The organism is Rugamonas apoptosis (assembly GCF_014042355.1).
Taxonomy (GTDB): Bacteria; Pseudomonadota; Gammaproteobacteria; order Burkholderiales; family Burkholderiaceae_D; genus Rugamonas; species Rugamonas apoptosis.
The window spans coordinates 550,795-564,848 of the sequence record NZ_JACEZU010000001.1 but is presented as its reverse complement, the minus strand read 5'-3'; the positions used below and the strand labels follow the sequence as shown (position 1 = coordinate 564,848).

Sequence of the window (14,054 nt, the reverse complement as noted above, 5' to 3'; positions counted from 1 at the left end):
CGGTATTTGCCTAGCTCACCAGATTGGCGACCATCTGCGACGTATCACGCAAGGTACTCGTAGAAAGGTGTGCATAGCGCTGGGTTGTTGCATTCGATGCATGTCCTAAAAGCAACTGTACCTGATAAAGCGTCGCACCAGCATTCACCAGCAGGCTGGCAAAGGTGTGTCGGCAATCATGCAGTCGGCAACGTTCCACGCCAGCGGCAGCTAGGATGCGGTGCCATGCCTTGGTCGGATTGTTCAACGGCTTCATCGGGTCTTTTCCAGGAAAGATCCAAGGCGAGCCGTCGATGCGCGGCGTGGACTTGAATATTTGCAGCGCAGCATCGTTCAGCGCCACGTGCCTAGACTTGCCACTCTTGGTCTTTGGCAGGAACAGCGACTTCTTCTCCAGGTCGAGATGCTCGTGACGGCTGCGCAGGATTTCCTCCCGGCGCAGGCCGGTCAAAATTAGCGCCGAGATCGCATTGGCTGCCACGCGGTTCATGTCCAATTGCGCCATGGCGAGAATCTCGCGAACCTGATCGGAGGTCAGGAAGCGTTCCTTCTTGTTGGCTTCCTTCAGTTTCTTCATGTTGGCGCAAGGGGACTCCTTAATTTTCTTGTACGAAACAGCTAGATTGAAAAATACGCTCAGCAGGGCGTGGATTCTGTTAATTGTTGAATTGGCAAGTTTGTCTTTCTGGCTCCCTAGCAGCAATTGAATGTCCTTCTGCGTCACGTCTCCCAGTCGCAGGTGGCCAATGGCTGGCAAGATGTAATCGCGGAACTTGGCCTGATCGTTTTTGTAGGTGATTTTCGTCAGCTTTGCCTGCGCCATGTAGTCCTCAACGAACTCGCTTACTAGCGGCATGGCTTTGAGCTGCAGGCGCAATTCCTGCGGGTTGCCGCCGAGATCAAGCGTAGCGCGGTGCTCCATTGCCTTTGCCCGGGCTTGGTCAATGCTCAGTGGCCCAAACTCACCAATTCGTACTGAGCATTTTTCGCCACGATAGGTATAACGGAACCAGAAAAATTTGCGGCCAGTCACGCCGATCTGTAGCTTCAGGCCTGCGGTCGATGGATCGGTAACTTCGTAATTGCTGGACTTCGCGCCCTTGACGTGTGCTGGCAATTTCTCCAGTGCTGCTTTGGTCCATTTAATAGATGCTGCCATGATTGATGCCTTTCTTTCCAATATTTTTCGTTTAATAGCTAATACGAATTCGGTCTTGCTGGCGTGCCATATGCCTGTTGAGCGGGATGCCGTTTACGGCTGATCGACCGCTACAAAATGAGATGCACGGCCAGCGATGGGGGCGGGCGACACGGCGACATTGGCGACACACGAAAGGTCGGCAATGAACCGGTATTACCCGGAATTGAGTCCAAGCTGGTCTTTAACTTCCGGCAGACATGGCCCTGCGTGTGCTGGCCACGTCGCCTTTAGTTTCTTTCTACCTACTCGGGTTCGTTGCCCATGCCTGTCACGGTATAGTTGTCGTTTGAACGCTTGCCTTTGTATTGGACGGGTCTGGCGTCCTTGCTCACCTCGCCGCGCGCCAGTAGGACGCTGAGCAGTTCATTGGTGCGCGTAGATGGGCGAGCGCAGCGTGGACCGTCTTGGTACATCATGCGAGCAGGGATCGCATACATGTTGAGTTCAACCGTTTTGTTCTTCATCCATTCCAGTAAGGTGCGGGCATCAAGTTCGGTCTTATTGGCTGGGGCAGCGGTGAATGCTTCCATGGCGGAGCCTAAGTAATAGTCGCCCAACTCGATTGCGCGAGCCATGGTGTCCGCGCTAATCGTTACCGCGTGTGGATTCTCGACGAATTCCAGCACGGCTGAGGTGCGTAAGACCTGTTCCGCGAAGCGGGTTACATATCCGGCGTGTGTCGCCATTTCGCCGCCGGGGCCAGCGGCCAGTTCCTGCTTGTTGTAATAGATCGCCCATACTTGTTTGGCTTCGGAGCTAAGCCGCATCGTTTGAGGCTCAACGCCTTGAGTGTGTTCGTTGATGGTCCAGGGCAAATTAGCCAGCGCGCCGATTTTTTCGCAGTAATCCAGATACAGCGGGTCGCTGTCCAGGTCAATGTCATTAAACTGACGCGAACCGACGAGCGATTGAGGTTGGCTGTACAGGAAGCGGTTGCCCAGGCCCTGCTGCATCACCATTTCGGAACTCAGAAACTCCATAGCGACGATAGGTTGCGTGAAGATGGTCGCGCTGAGGCGGCGATCTTCGCCGGTGCAATGCTGATCGACCCGGGTACGAGAGATGGCTTCATTCGAGTACAGCGAAGACACAATACCCAGAAAACGCCCCAGATTTTCCTGCTTCATGGCATGGCCGGAGAGCAGCGTAGCCCCTTCCATTACAAGGAGGTATTGGGCAACGCAACGTTCGATCAAGCCGACGACCATCCCGTCCACCGTAATGTCCTGGATGATCATTTGGCGGCGCTGATCTATGGCACGGCTGATTGCGAGGTACATCGGCTTTGCCACGGCTTGCAGCGTGCTGGACTTGCGTTCTCCCGAAGCGGCGATGATGAATAGATTGAGCGAAACAGGCATACCCTTGCCGGACGCCTTGACGGAGACATTGATCAACGGCTGCGCCAGCGCAGACAGCATACCGAGCATAACGGAGCCGACCAATTCCGGAGCCACTTGAATGGCACTCGCGATCAGCATGATGAGCCCTTCTAAGAAGACGCCAAAGGCGTGCACCGGGTATGGCGGTTTCTGTTTGACGACGATGCGGCCAGCGTTTGATGGCGTCGGCGGCAGCTCTTCCTGCTCGTCGGTGACAGTAGTGTTTGCTGGTGGCGGTGGAGGCATTTTCTGCCCAGCCGAAGGCGACGCGGCGGGCGCAACTTCATCGGTGTCGAATTCATCCTCGCCGTCGGTAGTTGCGTCGTCTTCCTGGGCCCTTTTTTTCTCGTACTCGGCCAAGAACTTGGCGCGCCGTGCTCGTTCCTCTTTAATTTTTGTTGCGAGCTCCTTGAACGTCGGTTTTTTCTTCAGAACTGGCTGATGCGCGCTGTCTTGTTCCGCAACAGCAGTATTATTTTGCAGATCCATCTTGTCGCCTTAAGAAGTTAGCGACGCCGTTGTTAATTTGGGGTGTCACGAGCAGCCGCGCATTTGGCGTGGGGCGTGACGATGGCGCGCGCTTCGTTCGCAAGGAACGAAAGCCGCTGAAGTGGATGAAGGAACGCTTTTCGTTGGCGTCGACTTGGCTGCGTTAATTGGCAGCACGAAGTTAGTCTTCCGGGCGCAGCGCTACAAGCACCAGCGCATTTTGCTGGTGGTACTGAGCATTGACGCAAGGGGACTAAAACGAATCCCTAATGCACTGTCGTGCCGGTGAATGGCGTAATCCAATTGGATCACGGAGCCACCGGCCCTGTATGTGATTTATTAGAGCGCCTAGATGATTAACATCTGGGGCGCCATAGAGATTCGGACGCATTGGCTTTACGCGGAAAGCCTAACGAACCGGTTCGACGCTTGGGCTTGACTGGGAAGCCGGTACGAACCTGTCATGTAGGGTAAATCTTATGGACATATGACCAGTAGAGTGACAAGCTCCTGAAGGGTCGCCATTTAATGTGGTTGCAATGTTGCATCAATGATTTCTGTGTGTCAAGTGTATTTTTTGCTCTCCATAAATTTTTCTCTTTTGGCTGACTTGTCGAGGCAGGTCTAACAAGTCCCAGGAACTGGCTGCTACGTACAGGGTGCTCAATTCGCATAAACTCGGCGCGAGCCTCGATCTATGCGAAGTAGGACGGTTTGAGTGCTGGACGAATACCCTTCGGTTCGGTCCATTTCCGGCCTTTACGGTTGACCGTGCGGAGAGCGCGGCGGATTTGATGAAGGGATGCGTAATAATGCGCAACTGGCGTGGACGGTGGCGGACGACTTGGCGACACGGCGACATTGTTGAGGGAGGATGTGTCGCCAATGTCGCCGTGTCGCCACCTGTCCCAAGCGCCGATGCTGGCTTCTTGTCCCCCTCTCTATATTGCGTGATGATTCGCTGCTTCGATTTCTGGGAAATCGAATGCGGCTGATCGGACCTCCTTGCGATTATTGGTGCCGTTGGAAATTGGCTGGGAGATTTATCAAGGTGCAGGGGAGATAAGCTCAGTACGTATACCCGTAGCTGGACATCAGGCTGTGTAGTGCCGACAAAATGATGCTGTCGGGATCGGGCGATGCCAGCACATCTGAGACACGGAGATACAGCGTTTCTGATTGTTCGTAGGTGAATGGGAGATATTCCTGCGTGGATTGATAGCCCTCTACTTCAATGCCAAGCATGGCCGTATTGATCGGAATGGTTAGCGCTACGAAATGGTCCGGGTCCAATTTTTCCACCGCTGCGGCCAGCCCTTGGACGATGATGACGAGACCGTCGCTCAGCAAGATATCGTCGCTGCCACTATTGCCGTCTCCGGCAATGGTTTCGCCTGCTTCGTCGCTGTCGGTGAGCTTAACGCAGTAGCAGTTGAGGACGTTTTGAAAAAATACAGCCCCCCGATGATGGGTGGTTGGAACCAGCGGCGACCAGTACTTGATGATCTTGGCATAGTCCTGCGGAAGATTCGGTGCGCCTGAGAAGATTGGGCCACGTAGGTTGGCAGGGGCAGTCAGCCTTTGGCCGGATGTTGCGATATCGGTCGGCGTGACTTGGAGAGAAACTACTGCGTTCGGAGGAAGTGACGCAAGGCGAAGTTCATTGGTGTTCAGGTAGTAGCCTGGCGACGTGCTCAGATCGGTAGCCGGATCGTCGCTGAGGGATACGCGATCGTAATAGTCCAGGTCCTTGATGGCGTTGACGGTCGCCATTGCTGCATCGCTGATATAGATGGTGGCTTGCATGGTTTGAAGTCCTTTAATTGTTGATGGTGAAGCCTTTTCGCAGCAGCTTGATTTTGTGACGCTGCTCGACTTGGGGGCGATTGATGCTGAATAGGCTGAGGTCCCGTGCATCGCTAATGAGATTGATCTGCTTGGTGTTGATGGCGTTGCGGATGACCTCTTCGCCGACCGTGCCGTCGAAATGGAATTGGCCAGCACTGAAGCTCACGCGATCAGCGTCGTATTGCGCCGCTGCGATGAATTTCATTGCATCGGCCGACGAGTTCATTAGAATGAGTTGGATGGTCTTACCTGCACGTTCTGATTTGCCGAGGAAGTAGCGGGGATAGCTGGTCGCTGATTGCGATACGTCCTTGAAGGTGTAGGAAAACTGGTCCTCCAGAATCCGCATCGTGTCGGTGGTTTGAGATATCAGGTCGATGTCCGAATACTCTGGATGGACCCTCGGCGAAAGTAGGTGCTTGACGAAGCCGCCAAACAAATGCAGGCGCGGCTCGTTCATGAGATAGCGCGCCAGCTGCTCGGTATCCTGCACGATGTCGTGGCCGACGCAATCCACCGTGGAGAGATATCGACCAGATAGGCATAGATCCTTGGTGACGAATACGATGCCAGTATGGCCGAAGGTCAACTGATCGAAATCGAGCGGATAGATGCTGTTGAGGTTCTCGCGCAGCACCAGACGCCGACCAAGGCGGCGGTATAGCGCGAAATACTGGGGTTTTAGCGAGACAATATCGGCGGTGGGTAATGGTGGCAGGACCAGCGAGTATTCAATGTCTAATCCATCCCATTCGTGCTGATAGCGCCCCAGCGCATCCAGCACGTCTGTATCGAGGGACACCGAAAAGTAATCGACGATGCCACGCAGTTTGGCGATGTGCTGGAGTTCACGGGTGATGATGCGGGCCTTGTAGCCATGTTCCTTAATGGTCTGGATCATCGCCAGCAGTTGCGGGGAATACTCCTCGAATTTGTATAAGGGATCTGCACCTCCGCTTATTGTGATAAACGGTTTATCACATTTCTTAATAAAGGAGGAAATTTCTTCCTTGCTTTGGCCGCCGTGCGGTAGCAGTGGTGAATCACGCCAGTTGCAGTAGGTGCATGCCTTGGCACAGCCGAATCCTTTTTCCCTCCAGTTCACCACAATCGAAAAGTTGGGGGATTTCGGTCTCATTGGCCGGCCTTTCGGTCACGGTTGCCAATGCGGCCTGCATGTTCAGCGAGATGGCGAACTAGACCGACGCAACGCCGTAGCCAGCGTGGGTGCGATGGCTGGGGCGGAATGGGTGACCACGTAAGGAGTGGGCGAGGGGATGCATTGCTCATGATGGAAGCCTTGATTTGATTGGGAAAATGAAAAACGCCCGAAGATCCAGGTGGATCGTCGGGCGTTTTGTGGTAGCCGTAACGGCTCGGTGGTCGATGCTGAGTATTCGGAATTTTTAGCTCATTGGAACTTCGCCATCTCGGCTTTGTAAGTTGGGTCATTGACGACCGTTTTCGAGATCGCCAGCACGATAACCCAGCGGGCCAGACCAGCCGGAACGAACGTCATGCCGCCGTTGGCTTCTTCGCGGCTATAGACCATCTGGTGGTCGATGTCGAAGTTGCGCACGTCCGTATTGACCGAGAAGCCGTCGCTGAACTCACCGCGCATGCTGCATACGATTGCGCCGGTACCGTTGCGAATGCCCTTGTAGGTTGCGTCCGTGAAGCGATAGTACATCTTCTTACCGAGACTGGCGGGAAGCGTGTAGGACTTCAGGATGAAGTCATAGTTTTGCCCGGAATAGTCGGAATTCAGAACGAATGCGCCTTTGCTGTTGAAGTAGATGTCGTTAAAGGTTCGGACGGAATCGGCGGCCAGTGCCTTGGCGATGGCGGCGTTGGCTTCGGTAGCGTAGGAAATGCATGGGTTTGCTGCGGATGCCGATACGGTCGTGATCGTAAGGACGGTGGCGAATATGGCGATTTTGATTGTGTTCAAGATGATTTTTCCTTGGATAGTAATTGGAGAAATGGATTTACGTTGAGTGCGTCTGGTTAGTTGGCGCAGGGCCGCTGGCTATGTCTGCACTGACGCTGTTTATCAGGATTTTTTGAGGGGGATTCCGAGCGGTTTCTTGTGTTCCTTGTGATCCGGTAAGACCACGCCGTCGCTCTGCTTTTCGCCGGTTTTTTTTGCGGCAGGGGCAATCAGCGTGCCCTTCTCCGTGAACATGGCTTTCTTCCATGTCGCCATGTCGCCGTGTCGCACATGCTGCGTTTCGGAATCTGGTGCTGCCGCCAGTAGACCTTCTTTGCGCAGTACAGCCACGAGAAACCCGGCGTTATTGCTGCTTCGCCCTGTGAATGCATCCTTGAACGTTTTCGATGGAAATGCCTTGTCGGGTTGGATTGTGCCCAAGCAGGTTTCGATTTTATTGAACGACACTCGCTCGCGGCTGAAGTAGCCACCGCTCTCGTTGCCGGTAATGGCGATGTAGAGCTGCTGGCGGTCAGCATCTGCGAGAACCTGATAGCGAATCCCGCTCTCGGCGCGTGCACCCAGTTTGGGTGCTGTGCCGTCCTTGAGCAGCCAGAACGATGGGATGGTGTTGCTGTCTAATGCCGTCCTGTCGGCAGGCGCTGTCGATGCCATATTGGTCGGACTGGTATCCGTTGTGGGCTTGGTCATGTGCTTCTCCAGTGTTGTATGTATTTGCTTTTGATAGCAAAAATCCCCATGACGCGCAGTCATGGGGATTGGAATGTATTGGTACGGGGTGTGATTAGCCGGTCAGCGCCTGTATTTCAGAGAGAATTCCAGATCTAAGCTGCGAGGCATGAGCGCATGCTTGAGGGCTGATGCGCCCGTGTTGCGGACTTGTGCGCCGGGGGAGCGTGGCAGGGCGTTCTTGCCTGACCATTGCCAGGTCGGCTTTGCCGTCAGATTTATCATTGATGGGATTTCCTTTTCTGTTTCAGAATGAAAAAAGCCCAAGACCTTGACAGGGCTTGGGCTTGGTCGGGATCAACCACCAGAATGATATATGCGGGAAATCACCGTCGATTCGGGGCGGAAGCGGGTGAACATTACTGCTTATTAGTGCTCGCCCAGTAGGTAGGGAATACGCCATCTAGTTGGCAGCGCGTTCCGGTAGCGAAGCGCGTTGCCCTTGCCCGCGCAATCATGTGAAGTATCGCAACTGCCGCGCGATCTAACAGCGGAAGAACATGTCATCTTCCGAGAGCAACAAGATCGCATCAGGCAGGTAACGTTCGTACATCTCTTCGGTGAACTTATCGGATAGCATTGACACAATCTGTTGCCCAGGGATTTTTTCTGCCAAGGCGAAAATTGCGTCAATCTGTTTTTGGTCAATGTCCTCAATACTGTCGTGAAATACGAATCTTGGTCGCTTAATGTCCAGTTCGGCTACCGCCAAAATATATGCAAGATCGTAGGCGATAACCTCCGCCTTTTTCTTGCCGCCTTCCGGATTAGAAACCTTGTTCTTGATATCGATGTTGCAAATGCCAGATTCCTCATCGAACTCAAGAGTAAATTCATAGGGTTCGGCATGAATCAAGTTGGTTACATACTTGAAATGCTTATTAAATATCTCTCCAAACTTTTTCACCGTGGCCAACTCAGTCGATATTTGCACCAATACCTTCTTGAGCGCGTCATTTGCAAGACTAAGTTCATTCGACGCAATCTGTCGTTGCTCAATTAGGCCCTCAAGCCTACCAAGTTTGACCTTCAGCTCCCCTAACGCTTTCAGATTCTGCGTGATCTTCCCCATGCTCTCCTCTGATCGCATATCGGCGAAGACTTCCAACTTAAGGCTACGAACCCCTTCCAATCTGGACTTCATTGCCAACTGGGAAGCGCTTAGCGCGGGCAATTCAGTCGCAATGAATTGTTTCTTTCGGGCCACCAATGAATCGTGAAAGGCCAGCAAGTCTTCATAGCGACTAATTGCACCGTCAACTACAACGCCAGCAAAATCATATATTTCCTTTACCTCATTGACCAAGTAGTTTCCACCCAATCGGTCAAGCATTTCAACGGTTCTTCCTATGTTCGCGATCTTTCTCTCGATGTCGAGCAAGATATCTGTCGCTTCGTTTTCTTCAATTTGAAGCTCGTTGAGTCTCTCAATTGGATTTACATATTTTGGTGAATAATTAAATCGAAGAAAATCTCGCTCCAGTTCTTGAGCTTCAACTCGATAACGACCAATTTCAGTACTTGGCTTCTGCTCTTTGACAATCGCGTTTAAGGCTGAGCTGTGCTTCTTTCGCTTTGTGACCAGATTCGTCGCTTCGCGTTTTTCTGTAAGCAATGCTGTATTTTCAAATCCGAACAAATATAAAAATAACTCGCTGTAATCCTTTGCACTGGCGTGCTGATCAATGAACTTCGTTGTATTTAGCATCTTATGACTGTCGTTGCGCATGAACTTCGGTGCGACAAACCTAACTGATGGGCGTCGAGTAGTGACATCGAAGCACAATCGCTGGATCGACTCTTCGTAAGCAGATTCATTTATCGACTTGCCATCGACGTAAAACTTGCGCTCAGCCGAAACAACACAGAGATTGCGAGTTATAGTATGTATTGCATCATCCAAGCCGATGAACTCTAGCTGAGCCTCAACATGCGAATTCTGAAACAAGGATTCAATGCGTTCGTTAGATTTCTTAAACTCCTCATCGATATAGATCGGCGAAATCGAACCCATAAACAAATAGTCTACGACGCGCGCCAGTGTAGACTTGCCGACACTGTTACCTGATCTACCTACTCCCCGCCTGTTCAAAACCAGATTCAGGCCGTTAACGAATTTGACTTCTCGCACGAGACTTCCGTCAACTTGGATTTTAAGGTTATTCAGTTTCATATTTTCATGATCCGATTGTCACTGTATTTAATCGCAGAGATTGCGAACAACCAATCCAATGATAAGATTATATGGTCGACCGAAACTCCAAGCTCCGCAGAACTGTTCATGAGTAGCTCATCTACGTCGCGCGCCTCTTTAAACAGTGACTTTAAAAGGTGTGCCCCTATCCGAACTACATTAATCTGTGGATCGCATCCAGTGTTAGGTATCATTTTCAGGATTCTCGAAGATGATGCATTCGATGAATGCATGCGCAACTACGACATTAATGCCTTGCTCGATCTGTTCTTTAACGCAATTCTGATTCTTTGATTCAATTGCCAAATTCTTGAGTTTTAAGATAATGAAGTCGAGAACCAGTACTGCATTTTCCCTCAATTTTTCTAATTCAATTTCACCGCCAAGATAGTCGACGCCGATATTATCAAGCGCGGCAAAATATAGATTTCTCAAATTGAGCAATACTGTTTGCTTTCCAAAAGGGATAACGGAGTCAATGCCACGGTAGGCTGCTTCGATTGCTGCCGACTGCTCCAAGTATTGCCTGATAATGTGTCGACGAGATTGAATATGATTGTGTTCAATCTTGGCAATTGTGGCGGAAGGTGCTTTACGCGGGGATGAGCCAAACTGAAAGGGAGTGCTAGCCAACGCGTTCAGGAGCTCGTTGATGGCCGAATTGACCTTATATTCCGGCGAGTCCCCGATGTAGACGTTACCAATGTTTTGCGCAATTGAAACGGTTTTCGTCATTCATGACTCACATGTTGATCGTCATTCCGCCGGTGTTTGTTTTCGTGTAGACATTCTTACCTCCAGACTGATTAACTAGGTTCTGGCTAGAATCGTCTCCCATCGAATTCAACGAATTCTGGAGGCTAAACACCAATTCTTGAGTTTGATGCAGTTGCAGCTTTAAGGTACTGTTTTCCTTTTTCTGCAAAAATGCATATAAGAAGCCTCCGACAGTACAAATCCAAGCAATCGCAACTCCGATATCCGAACTGAAAAACGACATTCGCTCCTCCTAGAAGATCATCACCAAAACCTGCGAGCGTACCTGGTCCGCACGCCACCATTTACCTTTATGAAAGTGTATTCTTGGCGAAATAGGTTGTCTACTAGAAATTAAAATTTTAGGTAGAGTGGCGTGCGGTCAAGAACACGGACTACGAAGCGGCTATCAAATCAAAGCTGCAGCATCGCTGCCGGAAAATTGAAAGGTTGGAATAGGCGCAATTACGCTTACCTCTTCGGTATCGTGAGTCCTGAGGGGCGGTCTCAATTGCTCCATGCTAACAGTCACGGCCCACATCACTCCTTGGGTGAGCCACGCCACGATATGGCAGAGCTGCGAAGTCCGCTTTGGGGGGCGTGGGGAGGTAGGAGGTGTGCCGGAAATAGACCGGACACGAGGACTTCTTGAGCCGGAAACAAAAACGCCGACCTGCATGGATCGGCGTTTCGTCAAGGATATTCTTGGTGGCCCGGGGCGGAATCGAACCACCGACACAAGGATTTTCAATCCTCGCTTCGGAATTTACGCCTTAAGTATTATTGGTTTCTCAACAAGCCTCATGTTCCTCAATTCGCATTTACGACTTTAATACGTCATTTACGACTTTAATGAACAATTTACGACTTTAATTGGCGAGAATAGCTGCCATTCACATCGCGGCCGCTCACTCCACCGTCACCGACTTCGCCAGATTCCGCGGCTTATCCACATCCGTCCCACGCGCCAGCGCCGAATGGTAGGCCAGCAGCTGCAGCGACACCACGTGCAGGATCGGCGACAGCAAGCCATAGTGCTCCGGCATGCGGATCACATGCACGCCTTCGCCCGGGGTGATGCGCGAATCGACGTCGGCAAACACGTACAACTGACCGCCACGGGCGCGCACTTCCTGCATGTTCGATTTCAGCTTTTCAATCAGCGTGTCGTTCGGGGCGATGGTGACGACCGGCATTTCCTCGGTCACCAGCGCCAGCGGGCCGTGCTTGAGTTCGCCTGCAGGATAGGCTTCAGCGTGGATGTAGGAAATTTCCTTGAGCTTGAGCGCGCCTTCCAGGGCGATCGGGTAGTGCATGCCTCGGCCCAGGAACAGAGCGTTTTCCTTGCGGGCGAAATCGTCGGCCCAGGCGATGATCAGCGGTTCCAGCGCCAGCACGGACGAAATGGCGACCGGCAGGTGGCGCATGGCTTTCAAGTGGGCAGCTTCTTCCTCGTCCGTCAGGCGGCCGTTGACCTGGGCCAGCGTCAAGGTCAGCAGGAACAACGCGGCCAGCTGGGTGGTGAAGGCCTTGGTGGAGGCCACGCCCACTTCCACGCCGGCGCGGGTGATGTAGGCCAGCTTGCATTCACGCACCATGGCGCTGGTGGCCACGTTGCACACGGTCAGCGTGTGCTCCATGCCCAGGCTGCGGGCGTGCTTGAGGGCGGCCAGGGTGTCGGCCGTCTCACCGCTCTGGGAGATCGTCACCACCAGCGTGTTGGGGTGCGGCACGCTGTCACGGTAGCGGTATTCGCTGGCGATTTCCACGTTGACGGGGATCTTGGCCACCGATTCGATCCAGTATTTGGCCGTCAAACCGGCGTAGTAGCTGGTGCCGCAGGCCAGCACCAGCACGCGGTCGATCTGCTTGAACACCTTGTAGGCGCCGTCGCCGAACAGTTCGGGCATGATGCCGGTCACGCCTTCGAGCGTGTCGCCGATCACGCGCGGCTGTTCAAAGATTTCCTTCTGCATGTAGTGGCGGTACGGGCCCAGCTCGGCCGCGCCGGTGTGGGCGTGGACGGTTTTCACTTCACGTTGCGCGGGCTTGCCGTCGACGTCGACGATCCAGGTGCGGCCCAGTTGCAGGTCGACCACGTCGCCTTCTTCCAGGTAGATGATCTGGTCGGTGGTGCCGGCCAGCGCCATGGCGTCGGAGGCGACGAAGTTCTCGCCCTGGCCCACGCCTACGATCAGCGGCGAGCCCTGGCGGGCGGCCACGACGCGGTGCGGTTCCTCGCGACAGAACACGGCGATGGCGTAGGCGCCATGCAGGCGCTTGACGGCTTGCTGGACGGTGTCGAACAGGTCGCCGTTGTACATGTGGTCGACCAGGTGGGCGATCACTTCCGTGTCGGTCTGGCTCTGGAACACATAGCCGAGCGCCGTCAGTTCGGCGCGCAGTTCGTCATGGTTTTCGATGATGCCGTTGTGTACCAGTGCGATCCGGGCCTGTTCGGCGCTGGGCGAGAAGTGCGGGTGGGCATTATGGGTGGCCGGCGCGCCGTGGGTGGCCCAGCGGGTGTGGGCGATGCCGGTGAAACCTTGCAGGCCCGATTCCTCGGTCTGCTTTTGCAGGTCGGCAACGCGCGAGGTGCTACGCGAACGCTGCAATTGGCCATCCGTGTGCAGCGCCACGCCGCAGGAATCGTAGCCGCGGTATTCCAGCCGTTTCAAGCCTTCCAGCAGGATGGGAGTGATGTTACGTTGCGCTACCGCGCCGACGATGCCGCACATGATGACCTCTTGGATGAGAAATTTGCAATGAATGCATCGTAGAGCAGCGGCTATGAAATATGCTTTCTAAATTCGCCTCTTTTTGAAATAATATTTCATCACTGAGAGCGCATGAAATATTATTTCATTTATCGCTGTATTTTTTACGAATTGATCACGCCGCCATGACCGACACCGCCTTGCCGCTGGACGATATTGATCGTCGCATCCTCAATGCCCTGCAAATTGATGCATCACAAACCAATAGTGAGCTGGCGCATGAAGTTCATGTGTCGCCGCCCACTTGCCTGCGCCGCGTCAAACAGTTGACGGAAACGGGGGTGATCGCGCGCCAGGTCGCCATCGTGGCGCCGGAGAAGGTGGGTGCGCGCCTCACGGCGATTGTGGAAATCTCGCTCGATATCCAGGCGGCCGAGCGCATGGACGAGTTCGAAGCGCGGGTGGCTGGCGACAACGCGGTGCTGCAATGCTACCGCGTGGCGCCCGGGCCGGATTTTGTGCTGATCGTGCAGGTGACGGATATGCCGGCCTACCACGCGCTGGCGCACCGTCTGTTCGCGGCCCAGACCAATGTGCGCAACGTGAAAGCGTATTTCTCCACCTTCCGCAGCAAATTCGAGACCCGTATCGTCGTTTGAGGCAGTTATCCCCGCCTTGTTCAGGCGGTTTTACACAGGCTTATACACAACGTCTCGTTACCGATGCTGGCGCTGGAAGACTTTTCCCAAGTTTTCCAGGCGCTATCCAGTGCTTTTCCAGTGGGTTT

Annotated in this window: 12 protein-coding genes; 1 reads left to right on the top strand and 11 read right to left on the bottom strand. The window is 53.3% G+C overall.

Annotated elements, in window-relative coordinates; translation table 11 throughout:
- Positions 1-10 precede the first annotated feature (10 nt).
- The 11 genes from H3H39_RS02525 to glmS form a co-directional block, all read right to left on the bottom strand.
- On the bottom strand, positions 11-1,159 hold the full coding sequence (locus H3H39_RS02525) for a site-specific integrase (RefSeq protein WP_182151671.1): 1,149 nt from the start codon (positions 1,157-1,159) through the stop codon (positions 11-13).
- A 284-nt stretch (positions 1,160-1,443) separates the two neighbouring features.
- Complete coding sequence (locus H3H39_RS02520) at positions 1,444-3,072, bottom strand: DUF3987 domain-containing protein (RefSeq protein WP_182151670.1); 1,629 nt, start codon at positions 3,070-3,072, stop codon at positions 1,444-1,446.
- Between the two features lie 1,068 nt (positions 3,073-4,140).
- On the bottom strand, positions 4,141-4,878 hold the full coding sequence (locus H3H39_RS02515; RefSeq protein ID WP_182151669.1) for a hypothetical protein: 738 nt from the start codon (positions 4,876-4,878) through the stop codon (positions 4,141-4,143).
- A gap of 13 nt (positions 4,879-4,891) precedes the next feature.
- The gene (locus tag H3H39_RS02510; protein WP_182151668.1) at positions 4,892-6,058 is read right to left on the bottom strand and encodes a radical SAM family protein; all 1,167 of its coding nucleotides are present in this window, start codon (positions 6,056-6,058) and stop codon (positions 4,892-4,894) included.
- Between the two features lie 273 nt (positions 6,059-6,331).
- Positions 6,332-6,871, bottom strand: a complete 540-nt coding sequence (locus H3H39_RS02505; protein WP_182151667.1) for a hypothetical protein — start codon at positions 6,869-6,871, stop codon at positions 6,332-6,334.
- A 102-nt stretch (positions 6,872-6,973) separates the two neighbouring features.
- On the bottom strand, positions 6,974-7,561 hold the full coding sequence (locus H3H39_RS02500) for a hypothetical protein (protein ID WP_182151666.1): 588 nt from the start codon (positions 7,559-7,561) through the stop codon (positions 6,974-6,976).
- 523 nt (positions 7,562-8,084) lie between these two features.
- The gene (locus H3H39_RS02495; protein ID WP_182151665.1) at positions 8,085-9,773 is read right to left on the bottom strand and encodes a DUF2326 domain-containing protein; all 1,689 of its coding nucleotides are present in this window, start codon (positions 9,771-9,773) and stop codon (positions 8,085-8,087) included.
- Positions 9,770-9,988, bottom strand: a complete 219-nt coding sequence (locus H3H39_RS28495) for an ABC-three component system middle component 6 (RefSeq protein ID WP_375540394.1) — start codon at positions 9,986-9,988, stop codon at positions 9,770-9,772. The genes H3H39_RS02495 and H3H39_RS28495 overlap by 4 nt, the downstream gene beginning before the upstream one ends.
- The gene (locus tag H3H39_RS02490) at positions 9,978-10,529 is read right to left on the bottom strand and encodes a hypothetical protein (protein ID WP_182151664.1); all 552 of its coding nucleotides are present in this window, start codon (positions 10,527-10,529) and stop codon (positions 9,978-9,980) included. Before H3H39_RS02490 ends, H3H39_RS28495 begins: the two co-directional genes overlap by 11 nt.
- Positions 10,530-10,536: 7 nt before the next feature.
- Positions 10,537-10,794, bottom strand: a complete 258-nt coding sequence (locus tag H3H39_RS02485) for a hypothetical protein (RefSeq protein ID WP_182151663.1) — start codon at positions 10,792-10,794, stop codon at positions 10,537-10,539.
- Positions 10,795-11,458: 664 nt separating this feature from the next.
- Positions 11,459-13,288: a glutamine--fructose-6-phosphate transaminase (isomerizing) gene (gene glmS, locus H3H39_RS02480; RefSeq protein WP_182151662.1), complete on the bottom strand. Its 1,830-nt coding sequence runs from the start codon at positions 13,286-13,288 to the stop codon at positions 11,459-11,461.
- Positions 13,289-13,452: 164 nt separating this feature from the next.
- Between glmS and H3H39_RS02475 the strand changes: the two genes are divergently transcribed.
- A complete protein-coding gene (locus tag H3H39_RS02475; RefSeq protein ID WP_182151661.1) occupies positions 13,453-13,926 on the top strand; it encodes an Lrp/AsnC family transcriptional regulator in 474 nt (157 codons plus the stop codon).
- Positions 13,927-14,054 lie beyond the last annotated feature (128 nt).

Excerpts from the sequence above, each read along its gene's own strand:
- H3H39_RS02500 (WP_182151666.1), bottom strand. The coding sequence starts at position 7,561 with ATGACCAAGCCCACAACGGATACCAGTCCGACCAATATGGCATCGACA.
- H3H39_RS02510 (WP_182151668.1), bottom strand. The coding sequence starts at position 6,058 with ATGAGACCGAAATCCCCCAACTTTTCGATTGTGGTGAACTGGAGGGAA.
- H3H39_RS02520 (WP_182151670.1), bottom strand. The coding sequence starts at position 3,072 with ATGGATCTGCAAAATAATACTGCTGTTGCGGAACAAGACAGCGCGCAT.
- H3H39_RS02490 (WP_182151664.1), bottom strand. The coding sequence starts at position 10,529 with ATGACGAAAACCGTTTCAATTGCGCAAAACATTGGTAACGTCTACATC.
- H3H39_RS02475 (WP_182151661.1), top strand. The coding sequence starts at position 13,453 with ATGACCGACACCGCCTTGCCGCTGGACGATATTGATCGTCGCATCCTC.
- H3H39_RS28495 (WP_375540394.1), bottom strand. The coding sequence starts at position 9,988 with ATGATACCTAACACTGGATGCGATCCACAGATTAATGTAGTTCGGATA.
- glmS (WP_182151662.1), bottom strand. The coding sequence starts at position 13,288 with ATGTGCGGCATCGTCGGCGCGGTAGCGCAACGTAACATCACTCCCATC.
- H3H39_RS02485 (WP_182151663.1), bottom strand. The coding sequence starts at position 10,794 with ATGTCGTTTTTCAGTTCGGATATCGGAGTTGCGATTGCTTGGATTTGT.
- H3H39_RS02525 (WP_182151671.1), bottom strand. The coding sequence starts at position 1,159 with ATGGCAGCATCTATTAAATGGACCAAAGCAGCACTGGAGAAATTGCCA.
- H3H39_RS02495 (WP_182151665.1), bottom strand. The coding sequence starts at position 9,773 with ATGAAACTGAATAACCTTAAAATCCAAGTTGACGGAAGTCTCGTGCGA.
- H3H39_RS02515 (WP_182151669.1), bottom strand. The coding sequence starts at position 4,878 with ATGCAAGCCACCATCTATATCAGCGATGCAGCAATGGCGACCGTCAAC.